Source organism: Pseudomonas sp. GW821-FHT09C10 (assembly GCF_059418085.1).
Map to the genome: position 1 here is coordinate 13,483 of NZ_JBWKPE010000015.1, position 25,323 is coordinate 38,805.

Sequence of the window (25,323 nt, forward strand, 5' to 3'; positions counted from 1 at the left end):
TTCCTTTCGCAAGTTCGCAAAGTTCATATCAGACCGCTACCACAACGATGGCGCCGATCACCAGCACGGCACCGGCCGCCATGGAAGCCGCATACCAACGCAACTGGCCGGTCTCGGTACGGCTCAGGGCGGTGTGACCGCCTTTGGCCGCGCGCGGGATCAAACCGATGGTCTGGTCGAGCGGGTCTTTACGCAGTACATGACTGATGGCCAGGTAGGGCTTGACGAACAGTTTGTCGTAGAGCCAGTCGAAGCCCCAGGCGGCGAACCACCAGGCCGAGAGGAAACGGCCGATGCCACTGTTGGCCACGGCGGTCACGAAGCGACGCTTGCCGAGGAACAGCAGGGCTGCCAGCAGGATACCGGCGATGGCAATGGCGCCCGAGGCGATTTCCAGGCTGTGCTTGGCGGCGCCGCCGGCATGGCCGGCGCTTTCCGGCAGTACACCGGCCAGTGGCGGGGTGATCAGCGCGCCGATGAAGGTCGACAGGATGATCAGCACCGACAGGGGCAACCAGTGGGAGATGCCATGGCCTGCGTGGGCTTCGGTCTTGGCTTCACCGTGGAAGGTGATGAAGATCAGGCGGAAGGTGTACAGCGAGGTCATGAACGCACCCACCAGGCCTGCGTACAGCAGGTTCTGGTTACCGCTGGCAAAGGCTTCCCAGAGGATTTCGTCCTTGGAGTAGAAACCGGCGGTCACCAGCGGCAGGGCGGCCAGGGCGGCACCACCGACGATGAAGCTGGCGTAGGCCAGTGGCAGTTTCTTCCACAGGCCGCCCATCTTGAAGATGTTCTGCTCGTGGTGGCAGGCCACGATCACCGCACCGGAGGCCAGGAACAGCAGGGCCTTGAAGAAGGCGTGGGTCATCAGGTGGAAGATCGCCGCGTCCCAGGCGCCGACGCCCAGGGCCAGGAACATGTAGCCGATCTGGCTCATGGTCGAGTAGGCGAGGATCCTCTTGATGTCGGTCTGCACCAGCGCGGCGAAGCCGGCCAGTACCAGGGTCACGCCGCCGACGATGCCCACCAGGTGCAGGATGTCCGGCGCCAGGGTGAACAGGCCGTGGGTACGGGCGATCAGGTAGACACCGGCGGTCACCATGGTTGCGGCGTGGATCAGTGCCGACACCGGGGTAGGACCGGCCATCGCATCCGCCAGCCAGGTCTGCAGCGGCAGTTGCGCGGATTTACCCACGGCGCCGCCCAGCAGCATCAGGGTCGCCAGGGTGATCCAGAAGTCGCCGACCTGGAATTTCTGCGGTGCCAGCACCAGCAGTTCCTGGATGTTCAGCGTGCCCACCTGTTGGAACAGGATGAACAGGCCGATGGCCATGAACACGTCGCCGATGCGGGTGACGATAAATGCCTTGAGTGCCGCGTTACCGTTGTTGCGGTTGCTGTAGTAGAAACCGATCAACAGGTACGAGCAAAGGCCCACGCCCTCCCAGCCGAAGTACAGGAACAACAGGTTATCGCCGAGCACCAGGAACAGCATGCTGGCGATAAACAGGTTGGTGTACGAGAAGAAGCGCGAGTAGCCCGCTTCACCGCGCATGTACCAGGACGCGAACAGGTGGATCAGGAAGCCCACGCCCACCACCACGCCAAGCATGGTGATCGACAGGCCATCGACGTAGAGGGCGAAGTTGGGCTTGAAGCCCTCCACCGACATCCACTGCCACAGCACCAGGGTGTAGTGGCCGCCTTCCGGCGGTGCCACGTTGAATTGCCAGATGACGTAGGCGGCAACGATGGCCGACAGGCCAATGGAGCCCACACCGATCAGGGCCGAAAGGTTTTCCGACCAGCGTCCGCGAGAGAACGACAGCAGCAGGAAACCGATCAGGGGAAATACGAAAGTCAGAAAGATCATGTTCATCCGCGCATCTCACTGGCAGCGTCGATATCAAGCGTGTGGAAGCGACGATACAGTTGCAGCAGGATCGCCAGGCCGATACTGGCCTCGGCGGCTGCCAGGCTGATCACCAGGATGAACATGACTTGTCCATCCGGCTGGCCCCAACGTGCACCTGCAACGATGAACGCCAGTGCCGCAGCGTTCATCATGATTTCCAGGCTCATCAACACGAACAGAATGTTACGGCGAACCATCAGGCCGACCAGGCCAAGGCAGAACAGGATGCCGGCGACCGCCAGACCATGCTCCAAAGGGATAGCAGGCATCGTCATTGCTCCTTGGCTTCGTTGCGGCCCAAGTGGAAGGCGGTGATGGCTGCAGCGAGCAGCAGCATCGAAGCCAGTTCGACCACCAGCAGGTACGGGCCGAACAGGCTGATGCCCACGGCTTTTGCGTCCACGGTGGTATGGCCGATGGCCTGGCCGCTCTGGTGAGCGAACAGCACATACAGCAGTTCACCCAGCAGCAGCGCTGCGAGGACAACCGGGCCGAGCCAGATGCCGGGCTTGAGCCAGACGCGTTCCTGGGCGACCGAGGCCGGCCCGAGGTTGAGCATCATCACCACAAACACGAACAGCACCATGATGGCGCCGGCGTAGGCGATCACTTCCAGCACACCGGCGAACGGCGCGCCGAGGCTGAAGAAGGTCATGGCCACGGCGATCAGCGAAATGATCAGGTAGAGCAGGGCGTGCACGGGGTTGGTGTTGGTGATCACGCGAAGCGTGGACACAACCGCGATACCCGATGCGAAATAGAAAGCGAATTCCATCTTTCTTCCTTAAGGCAGCAAGCTCTTCACGTTGATCGGCTCGGCTTCGTTTTGTGCGGCGCCTTTCGGCTTACCGGCAACGGCCATACCTGCAACACGATAGAAGTTGTAATCAGGGTTTTTACCGGGACCAGAGATCAAAAGATCTTCTTTCTCGTACACCAGGTCCTGACGTTTGAACTCGGCCATCTCGAAATCCGGTGTGAGCTGGATCGCGGTGGTCGGGCAAGCTTCCTCGCAGAGGCCGCAGAAAATGCAGCGCGAGAAGTTGATGCGGAAGAAGTCCGGGTACCAGCGACCGTCTTCGGTTTCAGCTTTCTGCAGGGAGATGCAACCCACCGGGCACGCCACGGCGCACAGGTTGCAGGCCACGCAACGCTCTTCGCCATCGGGGTCGCGGGTCAGCACGATGCGGCCGCGATAGCGCGGCGGCAGGTACACCGCTTCTTCCGGGTATTGCAGGGTGTCGCGTTTGCGAAAGCCATGGCCGAAAACCATCACCAGGCTTCGCAACTGGGTACCGGTACCCTTAACGATGTCGCCAATATATTTGAACATGGGTCAAATCCTCACTGAACCGCGCCCGCTGGCGTGTTCAACAACACAACGGCAGCAGTCACCAGCAAATTGATCAGGGTCAGCGGCAGGCAGAAACGCCAGCTGAAATCCATCACCTGGTCGTATCGTGGACGCGGAATGGAAGCGCGCAGCAGGATAAACAGCATGATGAAGAACGCGGTCTTCAGGAAGAACCAGAAGAACGCCAGCTGCGGCAGGATGCCGAACGGACCGTGCCAGCCGCCGAAGAACAGCGTGACCAGCAGGGCCGAGATCAAGATGATGCCGATGTATTCACCGACGAAGAACATGCCCCATTTCATGCCGGCGTATTCAATGTGGTAGCCGTCGGCCAGTTCCTGTTCCGCTTCCGGTTGGTCGAACGGGTGACGGTGAGTCACGGCGACGCCGGCGATGAAGAAGGTACAGAAGCCGAAGAACTGCGGAATGATGAACCACAGGTTCTGCGCCTGGTACTCGACGATGTCGCGCATGTTGAACGAGCCGACCTGCACCACGATGCCCATCAGCGCGAGGCCCATGAACACTTCGTAGGACACGGTCTGGGCCGAGGCCCGCAAGCTGCCCAGCAGGGCGAACTTGTTGTTGCTCGACCAGCCGGCGAACAGCACCGCGTAGACCGACAGGCCGGCCATGGCGAAGAAGAACAGCAAACCGATGTTCAGGTCCGCCACGCCCCAGGTCGGGGTGATCGGGATGATCGCGAAGGCGATCAGCAAGGCGCTCATGGCCACGACCGGCGCCAGGGTGAAGATCACCTTGTCGGCAAACGGCGGGGTCCAGTCTTCCTTGAAGAACATTTTCAGCATGTCGGCGGCGATCTGGAACATACCGAACGGGCCAACGCGGTTCGGACCGTAACGGTCCTGCCACCAGCCCAGCAGGCGACGTTCGACGAAGCTGAGCAGGGCGCCCGCGACGACCACGGCCAACAGGATCACGATGGCCTTGACGACCGAGATGATCACGTCGATCACTTCAGGGGTGAACCAGGTCATTGCGCTGCCTCCTGCAGACCGTCAACGGTTTTGCCGAAGATCGCCGGCGGGATGCCGGCGAGGCCTTTAGGCAGGGCAACCAGGCCGGCACCCAGCTCTTCGTTGATACGCAGCGGCAGACGCAGGGTCTGGCCGGCCACGGTCACGCTGAGCAGGGCGCCGTCGTTGACGCCCAGGCGGTCGGCTTCGGACTTGGCCACGGACACATAGGCCTCGGGAATGCGCTCTTGTACCGGCGCGGCCTTGGAAGAGGTTTCTTCGCTGCCGAACAGGTGGAAGAACGGCACAACCTGCCAGGTGCCCTGGGCCGGGTTGAACGGACGCGGCACCGCAGCGAACCAGTTCAGCGCGTCGCCCTGGGGTTCGATCAGGCGGGTGCCCGGGTCGCCGGCGCGGATGTGACCACCGACTTCGTCCTGGAACTTGTTCCAGGCCTGTGGCGAGTTCCAGCCCGGCGACCAGGCAAACGGCACCTGCTGACGTGGCTCGACCGAACCCGAGTAACCTTCCATGGAGAAGGCGAACGCGGTGTCGTTGTCTTGCGGGGTACGCGGTTCGTGCACGCTGATGTCGGCGCGCATGGCGGTACGACCGGAATAACGCAGTGGCTCACGGGCGAGCTTCATGCCCTTGATGCGGAACGCGGCGGACGGTGCGGCGTCGACGATACGCGCCAGCTGCGGCGCGCTCGCGGCGGCTGCGGCGGTGACGTGGTCGAGCTGGGTCCAGTCGATCGGCTGGTTCAGCAGGGTCGCGCGCAGGGCATGCAGCCAGCGCCAGCCTTCGTGAACCAGGATGCTGGCGTCCATGTACTTCGGATCGAACACCTGGAAGAAGCGCTGGGCACGACCTTCCTGGCTGACCAGGGTGCCGTCGCCTTCGGCGAAGGTGGCGGCCGGCAGTACCAGGTCGGCGCGATCGCTGGTGGCGGTCTTCTGGTGGTCGGCGACGATCAGGACCTTGGCGGCGTTCAGCGCAGCGTCAACCTTGGCGGCATCGGTGCGAGTGTACAGGTCGTTTTCCAGCACCACGATCGCATCGGCAGTGCCGTCGATCACGGTTTGCAGGGCGGCATCCAGGGACTCGCCGCCGAGCATGGCCAGGCCGAGGCTGTTGGCTTCCGGCACCACCAGGCTGATGGAGCCGTTCTTGTCGCGCAGCTTCAAGGCCTTGGCGATGTTGGCGGCGGCTTCGATCAAGGCCTTGGAACCCAACGAGGTACCGGCAATGATCAATGGACGCTTGGCTGCCAGCAGGGCGTCGGCAATACGCTGGGCCAGTTCGGCGGCTTCAGTGTCGAGGCCTTCGACTGCCGGCGCGCTGGCGTCGAGGGCGTGGGCCACGGCGAAACCGATGCGGGCCAGGTCGTCCGGTGCGGCGTGGACGCATTCTTCGGCGATGTCGTCGAGCTTGGTTTCCGCCAGGCTGGCGATAAACAGCGGGTTCAGCGCGTGCTGGCCGATGTTTTTCACCGCAGCGTCGAGCCAAGGCTGGACGCGCATGGCGTCGGCCATGTCTTCGGCCTTGCCTTTGACCGACTGACGCAGGGACAGCGCGATACGCGCGGCGGTCTGGGTCAGGTCTTCACCGAGCACGAAGATGGCATCGTGGTCTTCGATGTCGCGCATGTTCGGCACCGGCAGCGGGCTGTCGTTCAGCACCTGCAGGACCAGGCGGATGCGCTCAAGCTCACCGGCTTCGATACCGGAGTAGAAGTGCTCGGCACCCACCAGCTCGCGCAACGCGTAGTTGCTTTCGAGGCTGGCGCGGGGCGAGCCGATACCGACGATGTTACGGCCGCGCAGCAGGTCGGCGGCTTTGTCCAGCGCCGCGTCCAGGCTCAGCTTGGCGCCATCGGCCAGCAGTGGCTGGCGTGGACGGTCTTCGCGGTTGACGTAGCCATAGCCGAAGCGGCCACGGTCGCACAGGAAGTACTGGTTGACCGAACCGTTGAAGCGGTTTTCGATCCGACGCAGTTCGCCGTAGCGCTCGCCTGGGGAGATGTTGCAACCGCTCGAGCAGCCATGGCAGATGCTTGGCGAAAACTGCATGTCCCACTTGCGGTTGTAGCGCTCGGAGTGGGTCTTGTCGGTGAACACACCGGTCGGGCAGACCTCGGTGAGGTTGCCGGAGAACTCGCTTTCGAGCACGCCGTCTTCAACGCGACCGAAGTACACGTTGTCGTGGGCGCCGAATACGCCGAGGTCGGTGCCGCCGGCGTAATCTTTATAGAAGCGTACGCAGCGGTAGCAGGCGATGCAGCGGTTCATTTCGTGGGAAATGAACGGGCCCAGTTGCTGGTTCTGGTGGGTACGCTTGGTGAAGCGATAACGGCGCTCGTTGTGGCCGGTCATCACCGTCATGTCTTGCAGGTGGCAGTGACCGCCTTCCTCACAGACCGGGCAGTCGTGGGGGTGGTTGGTCATCAGCCATTCGACAACGCTGGCGCGGAACGCCTTGGATTCTTCATCGTCGATGGAGATCCAGGTGTTGTCGGTGGCTGGGGTCATGCAGGACATGACGATACGACCACGGGTGTCGTTTTCGTCGGTGTACTGCTTGACCGCACACTGGCGACAGGCACCGACGCTACCAAGCGCGGGGTGCCAGCAGAAATACGGGATATCGAGGCCGAGTGACAGACACGCCTGTAACAGGTTGTCCGCCCCATCGACTTCGAGCGCTTTGCCGTCTACGTGGATAGTGGCCATGGTTCAAAGTTCTTCGTTGGCCCGTTGTCAGCGGGCGTGGCTAATGGAATCTTGTTATTCATGTGCATCTACACAGCCTTCACGGCGTCAGCACATGAGCAGGCGAAGGGCACGGACCCTTCGCCTGTTTAAGCGTTACGCGCCGACTACGATCGGCCTTGCCAGAGGCGGGACGGCGGCGCTGGTGGGCGCGATGCCGGCTTCGAACTCCGAGCGGAAGTATTTGATTGCGCTGCCCAATGGCTCCACGGCGCCCGGTGCGTGAGCACAGAAGGTCTTGCCTGGGCCGAGGAAACCGACCAGGCCCAGCAGGGTTTCGATATCACCCTCGCGGCCTTCGCCGTTTTCCAGGGCCATCAGCAGCTTCACGCTCCACGGCAGGCCGTCGCGGCATGGGGTGCAGAAGCCGCAGGATTCACGGGCAAAGAACTGCTCCATGTTGCGCAGCAGCGAGACCATGTTCACGGTGTTGTCCACCGCCATCGCCAGGCCGGTACCCATCCGGGTGCCCACCTTGCCGATGCCGCCGGCATACATCTGTGCGTCGAGGTGCTCGGGGAGCAGGAAGCCGGTGCCGGCGCCGCCTGGCTGCCAGGCCTTGAGGGTGTAGCCGTCGCGCATGCCGCCGGCGTAGTCCTCGAACAACTCGCGTGCGGTCACGCCGAACGGCAGCTCCCACAGGCCAGGGTTCTTGACCTTGCCGGAGAAGCCCATGAGCTTGGTGCCCATGTCTTCGCTGCCTTCGCGGGCCAACGATTTGTACCAGTCCACGCCGTCGGCGATGATCGCCGGCACGTTGCACAGGGTCTCGACGTTGTTCACGCAGGTCGGCTTGCCCCACACGCCCACGGCGGCAGGGAAGGGCGGCTTGGAGCGCGGGTTGGCGCGGCGGCCTTCGAGGGAGTTGATCAGTGCGGTTTCTTCACCGCAGATGTAACGCCCGGCGCCGGTGTGCACGAACAGTTCGAAGTCAAAGCCCGAACCGAGGATGTTCTTGCCCAGCAGGCCTGCGGCCTTGGCTTCTGCCACGGCACGGTTGAGGTGCTTGGCGGCGGTGGTGTATTCGCCGCGCAGGAAGATGTAGCCACGGTAGGTTTTCAGCGCGCGGGCGCTGATCAGCATGCCTTCGATCAGCAGATGGGGCAGTTGCTCCATCAGCATGCGGTCTTTCCAGGTGTTGGGTTCCATTTCATCCGCGTTGCACAGCAGGTAGCGGATGTTGATGGATTCGTCTTTGGGCATCAGGCCCCACTTCACGCCCGTGGGGAAGCCTGCACCGCCGCGACCCTTGAGGCCGGCGTCCTTCACGGTCTGGACGATGTCGTCCTGGGCCATGTCGGCGAAGGCCTTGCGCGCAGCGGCGTAGCCATTCTTGGCCTGGTACTCGTCGAGCCATACCGGCTCGCCGTCGTCACGCAGGCGCCAGGTCAGCGGGTGGGTTTCGGCCGAACGCTTGATCAGGTTGGCCGGGCCGAAGGAAGTCAGGGTCATGGGTAGCCCTCGAGCAATTGGGTCACGCCAGCGGGCTGCACGTCACCGAATGTGTCGTCGTCGATCATCAACGCCGGCGCCTTGTCGCAGTTGCCCAGGCAGCACACCGGCAGCAGCGTGAAGCGGCCGTCCGGGGTGGTCTGGCCGAGGCCGATGCCCAGCTTGGCCTGGATCTCGCTGACCACTGATTCGTGGCCACCGATGTAGCAGACCATGCTGTCGCACACGCGAATGATGTGGCGGCCGACCGGCTGGCGGAAGATCTGGCTGTAGAACGTCGCCACGCCTTCAACGTCGCTGGCGGGGATGCCGAGGATCTCGCCGATGGCGTAGAGGGCGCCGTCCGGCACCCAGCCACGTTCCTTCTGGACGATCTTCAAGGCTTCGATCGACGCCGCGCGCGGGTCTTCGTAGTGATGCAGCTCGTGCTCGATGGCCGAGCGCTCGGTTTCACTCAAGGTGAAACGGTCTGTCTGGATAAGCGTGCTGTTCATGCTTAGCGGTCCACGTCGGCCATAACGAAATCGATACTACCCAGGTACGCAATCAAGTCCGCGACCATCTCGCCTTTGATCACCGAAGGGATCTGCTGCAAGTGGGCGAAGCTTGGGGTACGAATCCGGGTGCGGTAGCTCATGGTGCCGCCATCGCTCGTCAGGTAATAACTGTTGATACCCTTGGTCGCTTCGATCATCTGGAAGGATTCGTTGGCCGGCATTACCGGGCCCCACGAAACCTGCAGGAAGTGCGTGATCAGGGTTTCGATGTGCTGCAGCGTGCGCTCTTTCGGCGGCGGCGTGGTCAGCGGGTGATCCGCCTTGTACGGGCCGGCCGGCATGTTGCGCATGCACTGCTCGATGATCTTCAGGCTCTGGCGCATTTCTTCGACACGCACGATGCAACGGTCGTAGGCATCGCCATTGGCCGCCAGCGGGACTTCGAACTCGAAGTTCTCGTAGCCGGAATAGGGACGCGCTTTACGCAGGTCGAAGTCGCAACCGGTCGAACGCAGGCCGGCACCGGTCACACCCCATTCCAGGGCCTCTTTGGTGTTGTACTGGGCGACGCCGATGGTACGGCCCTTGAGGATGCTGTTGTCCAACGCAGCCTTCTGGTACTCGTCCAGGCGCTTGGGCATCCAGTCGATGAATTCCTTGACCAGGCGTTCCCAGCCATTCGGCAGGTCGTGGGCGACGCCGCCGATGCGGTACCAGGCCGGGTGCAGGCGGAAACCGGTGATGGCTTCGATGACCTTGTAGGCGCGCTGACGGTCGGTGAAGGTGAAGAACACCGGGGTCATGGCGCCGACGTCCTGGATATAGGTACCCAGGAACAGCAGGTGGCTGGTGATCCGGAAGAACTCGGCCATCATGATGCGGATGGTGTCGACGCGGTCCGGGACCTTGATGCCGGCCAGCTTCTCGACCGAGAGCACGTACGGCAGGTTGTTCATCACGCCGCCGAGGTAGTCGATACGGTCGGTGTACGGGATGAAGCTGTGCCACGACTGACGCTCGGCCATCTTCTCGGCACCACGGTGGTGGTAGCCGATGTCCGGTACGCAGTCGACGATTTCTTCGCCGTCCAGTTGCAGGATGATGCGGAAGGCACCGTGGGCCGAAGGGTGGTTCGGGCCCAGGTTGAGGAACATGTAGTCCTCGTTGGTGCCGGAGCGCTTCATGCCCCAGTCTTCCGGACGGAAGCGCGCGGCCTCTTCTTCAAGCTGCTGCTTGGCGAGGTTGAGGCTGAACGGGTCGAATTCGGTGGCGCGGGCAGGGAAGTCCTTGCGCAGCGGGTGACCTTCCCACGTTGGCGGCATCATGATGCGCGTCAGGTGCGGGTGGCCCGGGAAGTCGATACCGAACATGTCCCAGACTTCGCGCTCGTACCAGCTGGCGTTCGGCCAGATACCGGTCACGGTCGGCACGCTCAGGTCGCTCTCGGACAGTGCGACCTTGATCATCACGTCGCTGTTACGTTCGATCGACAGCAGGTGATAGAACACAGTGAAATCGGCGCCGCTCGGCAGGCCCTGGCGCTTGGTGCGCAGGCGCTCGTCCACGCCATGCAGGTCATAGAGCATGACGTACGGCTTGGGCAGGTTGCGCAGGAAGGTCAGGACTTCGACGAGCCTGGCGCGCGCGACCCACAGCACCGGCATGCCGGTGCGTGTGGCCTGGGCGGTGAAGGCGTCAGGGCCAAAACGGTTATTGAGTTCGACGACCACATCCTGGTCGTCTGCCTTATAAGGCGGGATGTACAGAGCACTGCCTGTAGTCATGGTTTTTTATCGCTTTCGGTCAACGTAAAGAATGAAGCCAGGTTTTCGTTCTATAAAAGAAGCGGTGCTGGATCAGACTTCGTCGGGGCTGCGCAGGTTGGTGACTGCGATTCGCTGTTCGCGGCGCTGTTCCTTTTGCGACGGCATCTCGGCGCGGTACACGCCTTGATCGCCGACGACCCAGGAAAGCGGGCGACGCTCCTTGCCAATCGATTCCTGCAACAGCATCAAGCCTTGCAGGAATGCTTCGGGGCGGGGCGGGCAGCCAGGCACGTAGACGTCCACGGGCAGGAACTTGTCCACCCCCTGAACCACGGAGTAGATGTCGTACATGCCACCGGAGTTGGCGCACGAACCCATGGAGATAACCCACTTTGGCTCGAGCATTTGCTCGTAGAGACGCTGAATGATCGGCGCCATCTTGATAAAGCAGGTACCGGCGATAACCATGAAATCCGCCTGGCGCGGTGATGCCCGGATAACTTCGGCGCCAAAGCGCGCGATGTCGTGGGGCGCCGTGAAGGCGGTGGTCATTTCCACGTAGCAGCACGAAAGGCCGAAGTTGTACGGCCACAGGGAGTTCTTACGTCCCCAGTTGACCGCGCCACTCAGCACGTCTTCGAGCTTGCCCATGTAGATGTTCTTGTGGACTTGGTCTTCTAACGGATCGGAAACGGTTTCCCGTTCGCCGATGGGGTACTGCTCGTTAGGAGCATCCGGGTCGATCCTGGTGAGATTGTATTGCATCGCCAAAGCCTCATTGTTTCAGCTTCGCTTGCCGCTTACGACGAGCTTCCGGAGCCCAGTCAAGGGCGCCCACTCGAAATAGGTAGACAAGGCCTGCCAACAGAATTGCTATGAAAACGAGGGCTTCGACGAATCCGGTCCAGCCGCTTTCGCGGACGGACACAGACCAGGCAAAGAGAAAGAGGGCTTCGATGTCGAAGATCACGAAGAGCATCGCGACCAGATAGAATTTGGCTGAGAGCCGCAAGCGGGCGCCACCTGTAGGCAGCATGCCGGATTCGAACGGTTCATTCTTGCTGCGGCCCCAGGCTTTTGACCCGAGGAGGCTGGACACACCGAGCATGAAGGCGCAAAGGCCGACAACACCGAGGAGGAAAATGGCAAAGCCCCAGTTGTGGGCCATGAGTCCTGTCGCTTCGGTCATGCTGGAAATCCTTAACAGAGAGCAAAGGTCTCTGAGCTCGAAAAAGTAACGATGCAGTGACGATATGTCGCACTGCAATCAATCGCGGTGATTTTATGGCTAAACACCGGGCAAGTAAAATTCCTAGGGCGAAATTATTCGATGGAATAAGCACATAGTGCACCTTCTTGGGGCTGTAGCCCTTGCGGGGCGGGCATTAGCGGGCATTTGATCAAATGTGTTTTGTTTAACCTGTAACGAAGTTTTTAGGTTCTAAATGATAATGAATATTGTTTGCGTGGGGTTTAAGCGATTGTTTCTCATACAGCGGAGTAAGTTGCCGTTACTTGCCTGATTAGCGCGAGTTGTTGGAGCGCATCTTTTAACTGATTTATCTGCTGCGAATACCGCTCTGGATCAAGGTTTTGTACAAAATCTTCAGGTTGCGAGGGTTCCTCATGTGGGAGGGGGTTGCCTCCTCCCACATTTGGCTTTGGTGAATCAGCGTGATGTGTACCGGCAAAAAAAAACGCCCCGAACCAGTCGGGGCGTGATTATCGTGCGGCACGGCGGTTAGCTCTTTAACGGGTCCGCCGTGGCCGTGTACTCACATCGATCAGTGGAACTGCTCTTCTTCGGTCGAACCGGTCAGCGCGGTCACGGACGAGGTGCCGCCCTGGATCACGGTGGTCATGTCGTCGAAGTAGCCGGTGCCCACTTCCTGCTGGTGGGCCACAAAGGTGTAGCCCTTGGCGGCGTCAGCGAATTCCTGTTCCTGCAGCTTCACGTAGGCGGTCATGTCGTTGCGGGCGTAGTCGTGCGCCAGGTTGAACATGCTGTGCCACATGTTGTGAATGCCGGCCAGGGTGATGAACTGGTGCTTGTAGCCCATGGCGGACAGTTCGCGCTGGAACTTGGCGATGGTCGCGTCGTCCAGGTTCTTTTTCCAGTTGAAGGAAGGCGAGCAGTTGTAGGACAGCAACTGGTCCGGGTATTCCTTCTTGATTGCTTCGGCAAAGCGACGCGCTTCGTCCAGGTCCGGCTTGGCGGTTTCGCACCAGATCAGGTCGGCGTACGGCGCGTAGGCCAGGCCGCGGGCGATGGCCTGGTCGAGACCGGCGCGCACTTTGTAGAAACCTTCTTGGGTACGTTCGCCGGTTACGAACGGCTGGTCGTACGGGTCGCAGTCCGAGGTCAGCAGGTCTGCAGCGTTGGCGTCGGTACGGGCCAGGATGATGGTCGGCGTGCCGGCAACGTCAGCCGCCAGGCGGGCAGCGGTCAGCTTCTGTACGGCTTCCTGGGTCGGTACCAGTACCTTGCCGCCCATGTGGCCGCATTTCTTCACCGAAGCCAGTTGGTCTTCGAAGTGCACGCCGGCCGCGCCAGCCTCGATCATGCTCTTCATCAGCTCATAGGCGTTCAGTACGCCGCCGAAACCGGCTTCGGCGTCGGCCACGATGGGCGCGAAGTAGTCGATGTAGCCTTCATCACCCGGGCCTTTACCGGCTTTCCACTGGATCTGGTCGGCACGACGGAACGAGTTGTTGATGCGCTTGACCACGGTCGGCACGGAGTCCACCGGGTACAGCGATTGGTCGGGGTACATGGATTCAGCGGAGTTGTTGTCCGCTGCCACTTGCCAGCCGGACAGGTAGATCGCCTGGATACCGGCTTTCACCTGTTGGACTGCCTGGCCGCCAGTGAGGGCGCCCATGCAGTTGACGAAATCTTTCTCGGGGCGGAAGGACGGCTTGGCACCTTGGGTGACCAGCTTCCACAGCTTCTCGGCGCCGAGTTTTGCAAAGGTGTGCTCAGGTTGAACCGAGCCACGCAGGCGGACGACGTCAGCAGCGGAATAAGCGCGGGTTACGCCTTTCCAGCGTGGGTTTTCAGCCCAGTCTTTCTCGAGGGCTGCAATTTGCTGTTCGCGTGTCAGTGCCATGGGGGAAAACCTCGTCGCATAGGTCTAGGTGGAAAATTCCATTTGCCAGCCACGTAGTGAATGCGTGGTTATGGCTGCTCGCTGACCAGAAGCTCAGGTGTTCAAGTCAAGTTCGGCGGGGCAGGCGACGGGATGAACGATGGCTCAAGGGGGAGTTGAGCAGGTAAGGGCGAACTGCGAACGGTCTTCGGGCATCGTGGGCCTTTGTACGATTCATCAGTGTGTAGCCGGGTTACCTGGTTAGCTTCCGTCCCTCGGGACAACTTCGTTCCAGTCGCAACCTCGTCAAACACACCTTGTGGGCGGTACAGACACGAATCGGCTCGGGTGGGTAGCTTGGAGCGGCGATCCGAAGGCCCTTGCCAGGGCCCCTGATTAGCGGGAGCGAGGCCATCATGCCCATGCTTTTTTGGATCGTCAAATGTTTTGTAGTGCTTTTTTTCAGGCACTACATCTTTAGTCTAATACGACTCATCAGTCAGTTTTTGGTGCTTCAGTTCAGGGTGTCGACCTTGACCCGCAGCGTCAGGTCATCGCGGCCCTGGGTAGAGTAGCTGCGGGTTGTGAAGGATTTGTCGGCCTGGGTCTCGCGGTTGATGCCGGCCAGGGGGATCCATTCGCCAAGGCGCCCGCTGACGGTTGTGTCGGTGCTTTGCACATTCACTACATCGGGACGTTCCTGGCTCATGCGGTCACGGTTGGTACTGATCGCCAGGTGCACGGTCTCGCCGGTGACGCTGGCGGTGACGTAGAAGCCCTGGGTGACGTTGCGGTACTGGGTCTGGTTCTGCGGACGGCCGTAGGCGTCGGGTTGGGTCGTGGTCAGTGGCACGCTCTGGCCGACCTGGATCAGCGCGGGCACGCCTTCGCTGGCCTGGATCTGCTGGATGCCGCCGTCGCGGCTGGCCGTGCCGTAGCTGATGATGCGGGTCTGGCTGTCGCCGCTGTTCTGCTGGTTGTTTTCATTGGTATCGACGGTGATCAGCAGGCGCTTGGCTGGTGTATCCAGCTGGGCGAGCAGCGTGCGCAGGTCCTGGATCTTGCCGGGGGAAGCGTTAACGATAAGCTGGTTGCCGTAGGCGCTGACGGTGCCGTCCTTGCCGATGAAGTTCTGCGCCACGGGGAGCAGGTCGGTGCTGGTGCGGTTGCTCAGGTTGACGACTTCGGTGTCGGCCATTGCCGAGCAGCTGGCGGTGAGGAGGAGGGCGGTGAGCAGGGTGCGTAGGGACATGTCCGTTATCTCTGCGAGTCGGTTAGGCTTGATAGTGCCAGTTTGTCGGCCTGGGGTGTAGTGAGCGGGCTTGCCTGTGGTGAGCGGGCTTGCCCCGCGCCGGGCTGCGTAGCAGCCCCTATAAAAAACGCCGCGTTCTTACGGAAAGAATGCGGCGTTTGGTTTGGGGCTGCTGCGCAGCCCAGCGCGGGGCAAGCCCGCTCACCACAGGCAAGCAGGCTCACCACAGGCAAGCCCTTACAGCAGGGATCAGGCCCCGCGCACCATATCGACATGGGGAATCCCGACTTCCAGGAATTCCTCGCTGACGATCTTGAAGCCCAGTCGCTCATAGAACGGCGCCGCATACACCTGCGCACTCAGGAACTGCTTGGTCTGGCCACGTTGCTCGGCCACGCCGATCACGGCTTCCATCAGCTTGTCGCCGACCTTCAGCCCGCGCCAGTCCTTGAGCACCGACACCCGGCCGATCTCGCCGCTGGGCAGCAGGCGCGCGGTGCCGATCGGAAAGTCGCCTTCGAATGCAAGGAAATGCACTGCGTCTGCGTCGTCCGCATCCCACTCAAGCTCAGGTGGAACCGATTGTTCAGCGATAAATACCGCTTCACGAATGCGCCGAATCTCGGCGATATCCTTATGCCAGTCCGCGACACCTACGTGAATCCTATTCATCGGCAAACCCCAGGCTTCCTTGCTTGACCAGCTCGCACAGCAGGTCACGGGCGTCTTCGTCCAACAGCCATTCGCCAAGGTTTTCGGCGTGCAGGGCATCGGCGGCGCAGACCAGTTTCAGCAGTTCGCGCAGTTTGCCCGGCAGGTAACGGCTCTGGCCGCTGGCGAACAGCAGGACGTCATCGTCGACTTCCGACCAGGCCATGCGCGCGCTTGGGTTGCGCACCAGGATCGCGCCGTCCTGCAGGCTGTTGATGAAGTCGTCTTCGCCCAGTTCTTCGCCCGCCACCAGTTCCGGGTAGCGCGGCTCGGTCATGAATTGGCCGAACCAGGTCAGCAGCATGCGCTCGTCGCTCATGTGCTCGGCCAGCAGGCTCTTGAGGCGGTCGAGGGCGTCGCTCTGGATCTGGTGCGGGTCGCTGACCGGCTGCGCGTCGGCGTCGGTGTAGCGCTCTTCGTCGGTCAGGTACTGGGCGAGGAAGTCGGTGAAGTGGGTCAGCACTTCGGCGGCGCTTGGGGCGCGAAAGCCCACCGAGTACGTCATGCAGTCATCTTCGGCGATGCCGAAATGCGCCAGGCGTGGCGGCAGGTAGAGCATGTCGCCCGGTTCCAGCACCCATTCGGCGCTTTCTTCGAATTCGGCGAGGATGCGCAGGTCGGCGTGTTGCAGCAGCGGGCTTTCGGAGCTGCACATCTGGCCGATCTTCCAGTTGCGCTTGCCCTGGGCTTGCAGCAGGAATACGTCGTAGTTGTCGAAGTGCGGGCCTACGCTGCCACCGGGTGCGGCAAAGCTGATCATCACGTCGTCGATGCGCCAGCTTGGCAGGAAGCGGAACTGCTCCAGCAACTCGGCCACTTCCGGCACGAACTGGTCGACCGCCTGTACCAGCAGGGTCCACTCACGCTCAGGCAGGGTGCTGAAGGCGTCTTCGGCGAACGGGCCGCGGCGCAGTTCCCACGGGCGTTCGCCGTGTTCGATCACCAGGCGCGATTCGACTTCTTCTTCCAGGGCCAGGCCGGCGAGTTCGTCGGCGTCGATCGGGCTTTCGAAGTCAGGGATCGCCTGGCGGATCAGCAGCGGTTTTTTCTGCCAGTAGTCGCGCAGGAATTCCCGTGCCGTAATGCCGCCCAGAAGTTGAAGAGGGATATCAGGATTCATGTGTAACCTATTGAAAAAAAGCACTTTTCAGACTGAAATAAAAACGCCCGGCGCGGCCGGGCGTCTCAAGGGGGCTTGCGCGGATCAGATGCGCTTGGCTTGCTCTACAGCGTTGCCGATGTAGTTGGCCGGGGTGAGCAGTTTCAGCTCGGCCTTGGCCGCGGCTGGCATGTCCAGGCCGTCGATGAAAGTTTGCAGTGCTTCAGGGCTGATGCCCTTGCCACGGGTCAACTCTTTCAGCTTCTCGTAAGGGTTTTCGATGTTGTAGCGGCGCATCACGGTCTGGATCGGCTCGGCCAGCACTTCCCAGCACGCGTCCAGGTCAGCGGCGATTTTCTGCGCGTTGAGCTCCAGTTTGCTGATGCCTTTGAGGCTGGCTTCGTACGCGATCACGCTGTGGGCAAAGCCCACGCCGAGGTTGCGCAGTACGGTGGAGTCGGTCAGGTCGCGCTGCCAGCGGGAGATCGGCAATTTGCTGGCCAGGTGCTGGAACAGGGCGTTGGCGATGCCGAGGTTGCCTTCGGAGTTTTCGAAGTCGATCGGGTTGACCTTGTGCGGCATGGTCGACGAACCGATTTCACCGGCAATGGTGCGCTGCTTGAAGTAGCCCAGGGAGATGTAGCCCCAGATATCGCGATCGAAGTCGATCAGGATGGTGTTGAAGCGCGCAATGGCGTCGAACAGCTCGGCAATATAGTCGTGGGGTTCGATCTGCGTGGTGTACGGGTTGAAGCCCAGGCCCAGCTCGTCTTCGATGAAGGCGCGGGCGTTGGCTTCCCAGTCGATCTCAGGGTAGGCCGACAGGTGGGCGTTGTAGTTGCCGACAGCGCCGTTGATCTTGCCCAGCAGTGGGACTGCTGCGACTTGAGCGATCTGACGCTCCAGGCGGTACACCACGTTGGCGAGTTCCTTGCCCAGGGTAGTCGGCGACGCCGGCTGGCCGTGGGTGCGCGACAGCATCGGCACGTCGGCGAAACGGATGGCCAGCTCGCGGATGGCTTCGGCGGTCTGGCGCATCAGCGGCAGCATCACGTCATCACGGCCTTCGCGCAACATCAGGGCGTGGGACAGGTTGTTGATGTCCTCGCTGGTGCAGGCAAAGTGGATGAATTCGCTGACCTGGGCCAGTTCCGGCAGCTTGGCCGCCTGCTCCTTGAGCAGGTATTCGATGGCCTTGACGTCGTGGTTGGTGGTGCGCTCGATCTCTTTCACACGCTCGGCGTGCTCCAGGGAGAAATTGTCCGCCAGGGCGTCGAGTACAGCGTTGGCTTCGGCGGAGAACGCCGGCACTTCGCTGATGGCGGGGTGAGCGGCCAAGCGCTGGAGCCAGCGCACTTCAACCAGTACACGAGCACGGATCAGGCCGTATTCGCTGAAAATAGGGCGCAGGGCCTGGGTTTTGCCGGCGTAGCGGCCGTCAACAGGGGAAACCGCAGTGAGCGAAGAGAGCTGCATGGGGTGTTCTCGGACAGTCGGGCAACGAAATGGGGCGCGTATCATACATGAAAAAATCCGCCGGTCCGTTGCCAACTGACCGGCGTATTACGCGTAACGGCTTGAAAGTAGCCTGTCGGTGCGACTTATTCGTTGCGCATCAACGGGTAAAGCTCTTTGAGCAATTTGCGTCGGCTGATCACCAGCTGCCAGCGATGACCGCCCAATTGCCGCCACAACCGCGCCGAACGAATACCGGCCAGCAGCAGGGCGCGGATTTTCGAGGCGTTGTTCGGTTGCTGCAGGTTGCGCATGTCGCCGTGCACCTGAATCCGTTGGCGCAAGGTGCTCAAGGTGTCCTGGTACAGCGCACCGCAGGCGGCAATCACGTTTTCGTGGGCCGGGCCGAAGTGCTCTACCTGGGATTGGATCTGCGGCAGGCGCTTGCCGATGACTTCCAGCATGTCTTCACGCTTGGCCAGTTGGCGCTCCAGGCCGAGCATCGACAGGGCGTAGCGCAGCGGCTCGCGCTGCAAGGTGCTCGGGTCGCGCTCCAGGGCGCCGATCAGCGCGCGGTAACCTTCGCGCAGCGCCAGGTCGTCGCCGCCATACACTTCCAGCGTGTCCTTGGGGTCGCGGATCAGCAGGCTGCCGAGCATGCAGGTCAGGCCTGCCTCGGTGACCTGGCCGGTCTTGGCGATCTTGTCCACGAGCACGGCGGAGAGAAATACCCCGCCGAGTGCTGTCAATTGCTCCTGGGTCGGGCTCATGCCGGGTTGCTCCAGGCTTCGGCGACTTCAATCACGCCGCCGCCCAGGCAGATTTCGCCGTCATAGAACACCACGGACTGGCCAGGGGTGACCGCACGTTGCGGGTCATCAAAGGTGGCGCGGTAGCCCGTCGCGGTTTTTTCCAGGGTGCAGGGCTGGTCGCTCTGGCGATAGCGTACCTTGGCCGTCAGGCGGCGCGGGGCGCTCAGGTCGATCGGGTTGACCCAATAGATCTCCGAGGCCAGCAGTGCGCCCGAGAACAGCAGCGGGTGTTCATTGCCCTGGCCGACGATCAGCACGTTGTGTTCCAGGTCCTTGACCAGCACGTACCACGGCTCTTCGCCGGCATCCTTCAAGCCGCCGATGCCCAGGCCCTGGCGCTGGCCGATGGTGTGGTACATCAGGCCGTGGTGACGGCCGATCACTTCACCCTCGGTGGTCTTGATCTCGCCTGGTTGCGCCGGCAGGTACTGCTTGAGGAAGTCGCTGAAGCGGCGCTCGCCGATAAAGCAGATCCCGGTGGAGTCCTTCTTCTTAGCGGTCGCCAGGCCGTGTTGCTCGGCGATCCTGCGAACTTCGGGTTTTTCCAGCTCGCCCACCGGGAACAGGGTCTTGGCGATCTGTTCACCGCCGACGGCGTGCAGGAAGTAGCTCTGGTCCTTGTTCGGGTCCAGGCCCTTGAGCAGTTCGGTGCGGCCATCGATGTCGCGGCGACGCACGTAGTGGCCAGTGGCAATCAGGTCGGCGCCAAGGATCATGGCGTAGTCGAGGAACGCCTTGAACTTGATTTCGCGGTTGCACAGGATGTCCGGGTTCGGCGTGCGACCGGCCTTGTATTCGGCCAGGAAGTGCTCGAACACGTTGTCCCAGTACTCGGCGGCGAAGTTGGCGGTGTGCAGCTTGATACCGATCTTGTCGCACACGGCCTGGGCGTCCGCCAGGTCGTCCATGGCGGTGCAATATTCCGTTCCATCGTCTTCTTCCCAGTTCTTCATGAACAGGCCTTCCACCTCATAACCCTGCTCCATGAGCAGAACGGCGGAAACGGAAGAATCCACGCCGCCGGACATGCCGACGATGACGCGCTTCTTTTGTGTGTCAGAAGGGGCTGGATCACGCATAGGGTTTCAACGGGTGTCTTGAAAAAGGACGCGATTCTAACAGGCCTGGGCCCGCAAGGCTAAAGAGAAGGGCGGATCAATTCCAGGCTGTGACGCTGGCCGGCCAGATAATCATCGATACAGCGGATGATCAGCTCGCTACGCCAGGCGTCGCGCACGGCCATCAGCTCGTCACGGCTCAGCCAGCGGGCGCGCAGGATGCCTTCGTCCAGTTGATAGTCCGTATGGTGTTTCAGTGCCTTGGCAATAAAGCAGACGCGTTGATAGGTAACCCCGTTGCTGGGTGCGGTGTACAGGTAGATGCCGACGATGCCGGTGGCTTCCACGTCCCAGCCGGTTTCCTCGAGGGTTTCGCGCACGGCGGCCTCGGTCAGGGTTTCATGCGGGTCGAGATGGCCGGCGGGCTGGTTGAGCACGGCGCGGCCGCCCTTGAGTTCTTCGACCATCAGGAATTTGCCGTTGTCTTCGACGATGGTGGCGACGGTGATGTGGGGTTGCCAGGTCATGGGGGGCTCGATTCAAGATATGACGCGGTGTTTGGGCAGAATTGCGGCCAGTGTGGGAGGGGCAAGCACTCTCCCACATTGAATCCGGTTTCTTCTGTTGAGCGGTAGAAACAGAAACCCCGGCGCAGGGCCGGGGCTTCTTTGCATCCTTACAACCTTACTTCAACTTGGCAATCGCCGCGTTGAGGGTGTTGCTTGGGCGCATGGCCTTGCTGGTCAGCTCCGGGTTCGGCGCGTAGTAGCCGCCGATGTCCACTGGCTTGCCCTGTACGGCATTGAGCTCGGCAACGATGGTTGCTTCGTTCGCGGCCAGGGTCTTGGCCAGTTCGCCGAATTGACCTTGCAGTGCAGTGTCTTCGGTCTGGGCGGCCAGGGCCTGGGCCCAGTACAGCGCCAGGTAGAAGTGGCTGCCGCGGTTGTCGATGTTGCCGACTTTGCGCGATGGCGACTTGTTGTTGTCGAGGAACTGGCCGGTGGCCTGGTCCAGGGTCTTGGACAGTACCAGGGCTTTAGGGTTGTTGTACGTCACACCCAAATGCTCGAGGGAGGCGGCCAGGGCCAGGAACTCGCCCAGGGAGTCCCAGCGCAGGAAGTTCTCTTCCAGCAGCTGTTGCACGTGCTTCGGTGCCGAACCGCCGGCGCCGGTTTCGAACAGGCCGCCGCCGTTCATCAGCGGCACGATGGACAGCATCTTGGCGCTGGTGCCCAGCTCCATGATCGGGAACAGGTCGGTCAGGTAGTCACGCAGCACGTTGCCGGTCACCGAGATGGTGTCCAGGCCCTTGCGGGTACGTTCCAGGGTGAACTTCATCGCGTCGACCGGCGACATGATGCGGATGTCCAGGCCTTCGGTGTTGTGGTCTTTCAGGTAGGCCTGGACTTTCTCGACCACGACGCCGTCGTGTGCACGCTTGGGGTCCAGCCAGAAGATGGCCGGGGTGTTGCTGGCGCGGGCACGGTTGACGGCCAGCTTGACCCAGTCCTGGATCGGTGCGTCTTGGGTCTGGCACATGCGGAAGATGTCGCCGGCCTCGACTTTCTGTTCCATCAGCAGGTTGCCCTTGCTGTCGGTGACGCGGACGACGCCGTCAGCCTTGATCTGGAAGGTCTTGTCGTGGGAGCCGTACTCTTCGGCTTTTTTCGCCATCAGGCCAACGTTCGGCACGCTGCCCATGGTGGTAGGGTCGAAGGCGCCGTTGGCCTTGCACTCTTCGATCACCGCCTGGTAGATGGTGGCGTAGCAGCGATCCGGGATCACGGCCTTGGTGTCGTGCAGCTGGCCGTCGGTGCCCCACATCTTGCCGGAGTCACGGATCATGGCCGGCATCGAGGCGTCGACGATGACGTCGCTCGGCACGTGCAGGTTGGTGATGCCTTTGTCGGAGTTGACCATCGCCAGGGAAGGGCGAGCGGCGTAGACCGCCTGGATGTCAGCTTCGATCTGCGCCTGCTGCTCGGCCGGCAGGGCCTTGATGCGGGCGTACAGGTCGCCGATGCCGTTGTTCAGGTTGAAGCCGATCTGTGCCAGCACGTCTGCGTGCTTGGCCAGGGCGTCTTTATAGAACTCGGCAACGATCTGGCCGAACATGATCGGGTCGGAGACCTTCATCATGGTGGCTTTCAGGTGGACCGACAGCAGCACGCCTTGTTTCTTGGCGTCTTCGATTTCAGCGGCGATGAAGCTGCGCAGGGCTTTCTTGCTCAGTACCGCGCTGTCGATGATTTCGCCGGCCTTGACGGTGGTCTTTTCTTTCAGGACGGTGGTGGTGCCGTCTTGAGCGACCAGCTCGATTTTGACAGCGTCAGCTGCTTCGATCTGTACGGATTTTTCGCTGCCGTAGAAGTCGCCGTTGCTCATGTGGGCAACGTGGGACTTGGAGTCCGCAGCCCAGGCGCCCATCTTGTGCGGGTGCTTGCGAGCGTAGTTCTTGACCGACAGCGGCGCGCGGCGGTCGGAGTTGCCTTCGCGCAGGACCGGGTTCACGGCGCTGCCCTTGACCTTGTCGTAACGTGCACGGGTTTCTTTTTCCGCGTCGGTGGTTACGGTTTCCGGGTAGTCCGGCAAGGCGTAGCCCTGGGCCTGCAGTTCCTTGATCGCCGCCTGCAGTTGCGGGGTCGAGGCACTGATGTTAGGCAGCTTGATGATGTTGGCTTCAGGGGTAACGGCCAGGTCGCCCAGTTCGGCGAGGTGGTCCGGTACGGCCTTGGTGCCCAGTTGCTCGGGGAAGCTTGCGAGGATGCGCCCTGCGAGGGAGATGTCGCGGGTTTCCACGGCAATATCAGCGGAAGCGGTGAAGGCCTCTACGATAGGCAGCAGTGAATAGGTGGCGAGGGCTGGGGCTTCGTCGGTGAAGGTGTAGATGATCTTCGAGCGGGTGGGCATATTCGGATTAACTCTCTTCTTTGCTGAAAGCGTGCGCAGAAACTCGAGATGCGCCGGGTGGAGCGCGTTCGTTCAAAGTCATCCATGAGCGAAAGGTCGAGGTTTCTTCGCGGTGATGTTGGGTTGCATCAGTCGAGCGTCAAGCGGGTGGACTATTGTATTAGTCCTGCTTTGTAGCGGAGGGCCCTGTTCCAGAGCGGTCTGCCATCGTGACTCTTTGGTCAGCGGCGGCATTATACATAGGTCGCTATGCTTACGCCGAGCCTTCATACAAAAGGTGTGTCGTCCATTGGTCTAAAGGTCGCAGGTACCGGGTTACGCCTAAAGTCGCACGAAGTGCTCAAGATTGGCGCTTTTCCCTTTGCTTTCAGGCTTGTAGGCGACAATTTATGCTGTTTTCGATGCAAATGAGCATGGCGCGAGGTTTCAGTCGCCATTTATCTGGAGTAGGCTCGAACGCAGCCAGATGTTCAATCCATAGATGGAGTTCAGCATGGGATACAAGAAGATTCAGGTTCCGGCAGTCGGCGACAAAATCACCGTCAATGCAGACCATTCTCTCAATGTTCCTGACCAACCGATCATCCCGTATATCGAAGGTGACGGTATTGGCGTCGACATCAGCCCGGTGATGATCAAGGTGGTCGACGCAGCTGTTGAAAAGGCCTACGGCGGCAAGCGCAAGATCTCCTGGATGGAGGTGTACGCCGGCGAGAAAGCGACCCAGGTCTACGACCAGGATACCTGGCTGCCCCAGGAAACCCTGGATGCGGTCAAGGATTACGTGGTGTCCATCAAGGGGCCGCTGACCACTCCGGTAGGGGGCGGCATTCGTTCGCTGAACGTGGCCCTGCGCCAGCAACTCGACCTCTACGTCTGCCTGCGCCCGGTGCGCTGGTTCGAAGGTGTGCCCAGCCCGGTCAAGAAACCAGGCGACGTGGACATGACCATCTTCCGCGAAAACTCCGAAGACATTTACGCCGGGATCGAGTGGAAGGCCGGCTCGCCGGAAGCGACCAAGGTCATCAAGTTCCTCAAGGAGGAAATGGGCGTCACCAAGATTCGTTTCGACCAGGATTGCGGCATTGGGATCAAGCCGGTATCGCTGGAAGGCACCAAGCGCCTGGCGCGCAAGGCCCTGCAATATGTAGTGGATAACGATCGCGACTCGCTGACCATCGTGCACAAGGGCAACATCATGAAGTTCACCGAAGGCGCCTTCAAGGAATGGGCCTACGAAGTGGCGGCTGAAGAGTTCGGTGCGACCCTGCTGGACGGCGGCCCGTGGATGCAGTTCAAGAACCCGAAGACCGGCAAGAATGTGGTGGTCAAGGATGCCATCGCCGATGCCATGCTCCAGCAGATCCTGTTGCGTCCGGCCGAGTATGACGTGATCGCGACCCTCAACCTGAACGGCGACTACCTGTCCGACGCCCTGGCGGCAGAGGTGGGCGGTATCGGGATTGCGCCGGGTGCCAACCTGTCCGACACCGTGGCCATGTTCGAGGCCACCCACGGCACTGCGCCCAAGTATGCGGGCAAGGACCAGGTCAACCCGGGCTCATTGATCCTGTCGGCGGAAATGATGCTGCGTCATATGGGCTGGACCGAAGCGGCCGACCTGATCATCAAGGGCACCAACGGCGCTATCTCGGCCAAGACCGTGACCTATGACTTCGAGCGCCTGATGGACGGTGCGAAGCTGGTGTCGTCGTCGGGCTTTGGGGATGCGCTGATTTCGCATATGTAAAAGCCTGGTACAAAAAACCGGCCAACCCAAGTCGATCGGGTGGCCGGTTTTTTTATCACATGTCACTCGCTTCGCGGGGTGTCAGGCCGTTTGTTTCTTTTCTTTATGAGCGGTTGATGGCGTGTTTTTTTCATGCGTTTCGGCTTTCGCTGCCTCTTTCACTGCATCGATATTCACGGCGTGCAGCCCTTTCGGTCCTTGAATGATTTCAAAGCTCACAGCTTGGCCAGCCTTCAGCGTTTTGTACCCATCCATGATAATCGCTGAGTAGTGCGCAAAAAGGTCCTCGGTTTTACCTTCTTCATTAACAAAGCCATATCCCTTGGCATTGTTGAACCACTTGACCTTGCCACTGATCTTGACGCCAGACATACCCATATCCCTCTGCACCAGACTCCATCACTGGAGTATCATCCAGTTTATCCGTCCTAACCCGAATAAATAAGGTTGAC

At 61.1% G+C, this 25,323-nt stretch carries 22 protein-coding genes; 1 reads left to right on the top strand and 21 read right to left on the bottom strand.

Annotated features, from left to right (window positions below; translation table 11 throughout):
- Positions 1 to 28 precede the first annotated feature (28 nt).
- The 20 genes from nuoL to AC07OT_RS24535 all read right to left on the bottom strand — a co-directional run bounded on the left by nuoL (position 29) and on the right by AC07OT_RS24535 (position 23,121).
- Positions 29 to 1,882, bottom strand: coding sequence for an NADH-quinone oxidoreductase subunit L (gene nuoL, locus AC07OT_RS24440; protein ID WP_065927062.1), 1,854 nt, complete (start codon positions 1,880 to 1,882; stop codon positions 29 to 31).
- Positions 1,879 to 2,187, bottom strand: coding sequence for an NADH-quinone oxidoreductase subunit NuoK (gene nuoK, locus AC07OT_RS24445; protein ID WP_003174727.1), 309 nt, complete (start codon positions 2,185 to 2,187; stop codon positions 1,879 to 1,881). The genes nuoL and nuoK overlap by 4 nt, the downstream gene beginning before the upstream one ends.
- Positions 2,188 to 2,189: 2 nt before the next feature.
- Positions 2,190 to 2,693 (bottom strand): NADH-quinone oxidoreductase subunit J, encoded by a 504-nt coding sequence (gene nuoJ, locus AC07OT_RS24450; protein ID WP_003174726.1) that lies wholly within the window; start codon positions 2,691 to 2,693, stop codon positions 2,190 to 2,192.
- Between the two features lie 9 nt (positions 2,694 to 2,702).
- Positions 2,703 to 3,251 (bottom strand): NADH-quinone oxidoreductase subunit NuoI, encoded by a 549-nt coding sequence (gene nuoI, locus AC07OT_RS24455; RefSeq protein WP_003174725.1) that lies wholly within the window; start codon positions 3,249 to 3,251, stop codon positions 2,703 to 2,705.
- An 11-nt stretch (positions 3,252 to 3,262) separates the two neighbouring features.
- Positions 3,263 to 4,270, bottom strand: coding sequence for an NADH-quinone oxidoreductase subunit NuoH (gene nuoH, locus AC07OT_RS24460; protein WP_017137518.1), 1,008 nt, complete (start codon positions 4,268 to 4,270; stop codon positions 3,263 to 3,265).
- Positions 4,267 to 6,981: an NADH-quinone oxidoreductase subunit NuoG gene (gene nuoG / locus AC07OT_RS24465; RefSeq protein WP_495109262.1), complete on the bottom strand. Its 2,715-nt coding sequence runs from the start codon at positions 6,979 to 6,981 to the stop codon at positions 4,267 to 4,269. The genes nuoH and nuoG overlap by 4 nt, the downstream gene beginning before the upstream one ends.
- Before the next feature lie 135 nt (positions 6,982 to 7,116).
- Positions 7,117 to 8,472: an NADH-quinone oxidoreductase subunit NuoF gene (gene nuoF / locus AC07OT_RS24470; protein ID WP_027606325.1), complete on the bottom strand. Its 1,356-nt coding sequence runs from the start codon at positions 8,470 to 8,472 to the stop codon at positions 7,117 to 7,119.
- The gene (gene nuoE, locus AC07OT_RS24475) at positions 8,469 to 8,966 is read right to left on the bottom strand and encodes an NADH-quinone oxidoreductase subunit NuoE (protein ID WP_010566874.1); all 498 of its coding nucleotides are present in this window, start codon (positions 8,964 to 8,966) and stop codon (positions 8,469 to 8,471) included. The genes nuoF and nuoE overlap by 4 nt, the downstream gene beginning before the upstream one ends.
- A 2-nt stretch (positions 8,967 to 8,968) precedes the next feature.
- Positions 8,969 to 10,753 carry an NADH-quinone oxidoreductase subunit C/D gene (gene nuoC, locus AC07OT_RS24480; protein WP_092488806.1) on the bottom strand — a complete coding sequence of 595 codons (1,785 nt, stop codon included), beginning with the start codon at positions 10,751 to 10,753 and terminating at the stop codon, positions 8,969 to 8,971.
- A gap of 72 nt (positions 10,754 to 10,825) precedes the next feature.
- Entirely contained in the window at positions 10,826 to 11,500 is a 675-nt protein-coding gene (locus AC07OT_RS24485; protein ID WP_003174719.1) for a NuoB/complex I 20 kDa subunit family protein, read from the bottom strand.
- Between the two features lie 10 nt (positions 11,501 to 11,510).
- Positions 11,511 to 11,924, bottom strand: coding sequence for an NADH-quinone oxidoreductase subunit A (locus AC07OT_RS24490; protein WP_003219575.1), 414 nt, complete (start codon positions 11,922 to 11,924; stop codon positions 11,511 to 11,513).
- Positions 11,925 to 12,519: 595 nt separating this feature from the next.
- Positions 12,520 to 13,845: an isocitrate lyase gene (gene aceA / locus AC07OT_RS24495; protein WP_003219577.1), complete on the bottom strand. Its 1,326-nt coding sequence runs from the start codon at positions 13,843 to 13,845 to the stop codon at positions 12,520 to 12,522.
- Between the two features lie 493 nt (positions 13,846 to 14,338).
- Positions 14,339 to 15,076, bottom strand: a complete 738-nt coding sequence (locus tag AC07OT_RS24500) for a secretin N-terminal domain-containing protein (RefSeq protein WP_495109263.1) — start codon at positions 15,074 to 15,076, stop codon at positions 14,339 to 14,341.
- A 249-nt stretch (positions 15,077 to 15,325) separates the two neighbouring features.
- A complete protein-coding gene (locus tag AC07OT_RS24505; RefSeq protein ID WP_065927066.1) occupies positions 15,326 to 15,748 on the bottom strand; it encodes a GNAT family N-acetyltransferase in 423 nt (140 codons plus the stop codon).
- Positions 15,741 to 16,907, bottom strand: coding sequence for a ribosomal protein uL16 3-hydroxylase (locus AC07OT_RS24510; protein WP_027606329.1), 1,167 nt, complete (start codon positions 16,905 to 16,907; stop codon positions 15,741 to 15,743). Before AC07OT_RS24510 ends, AC07OT_RS24505 begins: the two co-directional genes overlap by 8 nt.
- Before the next feature lie 84 nt (positions 16,908 to 16,991).
- A complete protein-coding gene (gene purB / locus AC07OT_RS24515; RefSeq protein WP_027606330.1) occupies positions 16,992 to 18,362 on the bottom strand; it encodes an adenylosuccinate lyase in 1,371 nt (456 codons plus the stop codon).
- Positions 18,363 to 18,487: 125 nt separating this feature from the next.
- On the bottom strand, positions 18,488 to 19,111 hold the full coding sequence (gene hflD, locus AC07OT_RS24520; RefSeq protein WP_495109264.1) for a high frequency lysogenization protein HflD: 624 nt from the start codon (positions 19,109 to 19,111) through the stop codon (positions 18,488 to 18,490).
- Positions 19,108 to 20,232: a tRNA 2-thiouridine(34) synthase MnmA gene (gene mnmA, locus AC07OT_RS24525; RefSeq protein ID WP_495109265.1), complete on the bottom strand. Its 1,125-nt coding sequence runs from the start codon at positions 20,230 to 20,232 to the stop codon at positions 19,108 to 19,110. Before mnmA ends, hflD begins: the two co-directional genes overlap by 4 nt.
- A 59-nt stretch (positions 20,233 to 20,291) precedes the next feature.
- Positions 20,292 to 20,738 (bottom strand): NUDIX hydrolase, encoded by a 447-nt coding sequence (locus AC07OT_RS24530; RefSeq protein ID WP_495109266.1) that lies wholly within the window; start codon positions 20,736 to 20,738, stop codon positions 20,292 to 20,294.
- Positions 20,739 to 20,895: 157 nt separating this feature from the next.
- Entirely contained in the window at positions 20,896 to 23,121 is a 2,226-nt protein-coding gene (locus tag AC07OT_RS24535) for an NADP-dependent isocitrate dehydrogenase (RefSeq protein ID WP_495109267.1), read from the bottom strand.
- Positions 23,122 to 23,614: 493 nt separating this feature from the next.
- On the opposite strand from AC07OT_RS24535, the gene icd reads away from it, so the two are divergent.
- Positions 23,615 to 24,871 carry an NADP-dependent isocitrate dehydrogenase gene (icd, locus tag AC07OT_RS24540; protein ID WP_027606337.1) on the top strand — a complete coding sequence of 419 codons (1,257 nt, stop codon included), beginning with the start codon at positions 23,615 to 23,617 and terminating at the stop codon, positions 24,869 to 24,871.
- Positions 24,872 to 24,952: 81 nt separating this feature from the next.
- Here icd and cspD read toward each other — a convergent pair whose 3' ends face one another.
- Positions 24,953 to 25,243: a cold shock domain-containing protein CspD gene (gene cspD / locus AC07OT_RS24545; protein ID WP_495102827.1), complete on the bottom strand. Its 291-nt coding sequence runs from the start codon at positions 25,241 to 25,243 to the stop codon at positions 24,953 to 24,955.
- Positions 25,244 to 25,323 lie beyond the last annotated feature (80 nt).

Bases quoted from the DNA above. Each gene is read 5' to 3' on its own strand.
- nuoC (WP_092488806.1), bottom strand. From the start codon at position 10,753: ATGACTACAGGCAGTGCTCTGTACATCCCGCCTTATAAGGCAGACGAC.
- AC07OT_RS24500 (WP_495109263.1), bottom strand. From the start codon at position 15,076: ATGTCCCTACGCACCCTGCTCACCGCCCTCCTCCTCACCGCCAGCTGC.
- aceA (WP_003219577.1), bottom strand. From the start codon at position 13,845: ATGGCACTGACACGCGAACAGCAAATTGCAGCCCTCGAGAAAGACTGG.
- mnmA (WP_495109265.1), bottom strand. From the start codon at position 20,232: ATGCGTGATCCAGCCCCTTCTGACACACAAAAGAAGCGCGTCATCGTC.
- icd (WP_027606337.1), top strand. From the start codon at position 23,615: ATGGGATACAAGAAGATTCAGGTTCCGGCAGTCGGCGACAAAATCACC.
- AC07OT_RS24530 (WP_495109266.1), bottom strand. From the start codon at position 20,738: ATGACCTGGCAACCCCACATCACCGTCGCCACCATCGTCGAAGACAAC.
- AC07OT_RS24510 (WP_027606329.1), bottom strand. From the start codon at position 16,907: ATGAATCCTGATATCCCTCTTCAACTTCTGGGCGGCATTACGGCACGG.
- cspD (WP_495102827.1), bottom strand. From the start codon at position 25,243: ATGTCTGGCGTCAAGATCAGTGGCAAGGTCAAGTGGTTCAACAATGCC.
- nuoK (WP_003174727.1), bottom strand. From the start codon at position 2,187: ATGCCTGCTATCCCTTTGGAGCATGGTCTGGCGGTCGCCGGCATCCTG.
- nuoH (WP_017137518.1), bottom strand. From the start codon at position 4,270: ATGACCTGGTTCACCCCTGAAGTGATCGACGTGATCATCTCGGTCGTC.
- nuoE (WP_010566874.1), bottom strand. From the start codon at position 8,966: ATGAACAGCACGCTTATCCAGACAGACCGTTTCACCTTGAGTGAAACC.
- AC07OT_RS24490 (WP_003219575.1), bottom strand. From the start codon at position 11,924: ATGACCGAAGCGACAGGACTCATGGCCCACAACTGGGGCTTTGCCATT.
- hflD (WP_495109264.1), bottom strand. From the start codon at position 19,111: ATGAGCCCGACCCAGGAGCAATTGACAGCACTCGGCGGGGTATTTCTC.
- nuoL (WP_065927062.1), bottom strand. From the start codon at position 1,882: ATGAACATGATCTTTCTGACTTTCGTATTTCCCCTGATCGGTTTCCTG.
- purB (WP_027606330.1), bottom strand. From the start codon at position 18,362: ATGCAGCTCTCTTCGCTCACTGCGGTTTCCCCTGTTGACGGCCGCTAC.
- nuoJ (WP_003174726.1), bottom strand. From the start codon at position 2,693: ATGGAATTCGCTTTCTATTTCGCATCGGGTATCGCGGTTGTGTCCACG.
- AC07OT_RS24505 (WP_065927066.1), bottom strand. From the start codon at position 15,748: ATGAATAGGATTCACGTAGGTGTCGCGGACTGGCATAAGGATATCGCC.
- nuoG (WP_495109262.1), bottom strand. From the start codon at position 6,981: ATGGCCACTATCCACGTAGACGGCAAAGCGCTCGAAGTCGATGGGGCG.
- nuoI (WP_003174725.1), bottom strand. From the start codon at position 3,251: ATGTTCAAATATATTGGCGACATCGTTAAGGGTACCGGTACCCAGTTG.
- nuoF (WP_027606325.1), bottom strand. From the start codon at position 8,472: ATGACCCTGACTTCCTTCGGCCCGGCCAACCTGATCAAGCGTTCGGCC.
- AC07OT_RS24535 (WP_495109267.1), bottom strand. From the start codon at position 23,121: ATGCCCACCCGCTCGAAGATCATCTACACCTTCACCGACGAAGCCCCA.
- AC07OT_RS24485 (WP_003174719.1), bottom strand. From the start codon at position 11,500: ATGCAATACAATCTCACCAGGATCGACCCGGATGCTCCTAACGAGCAG.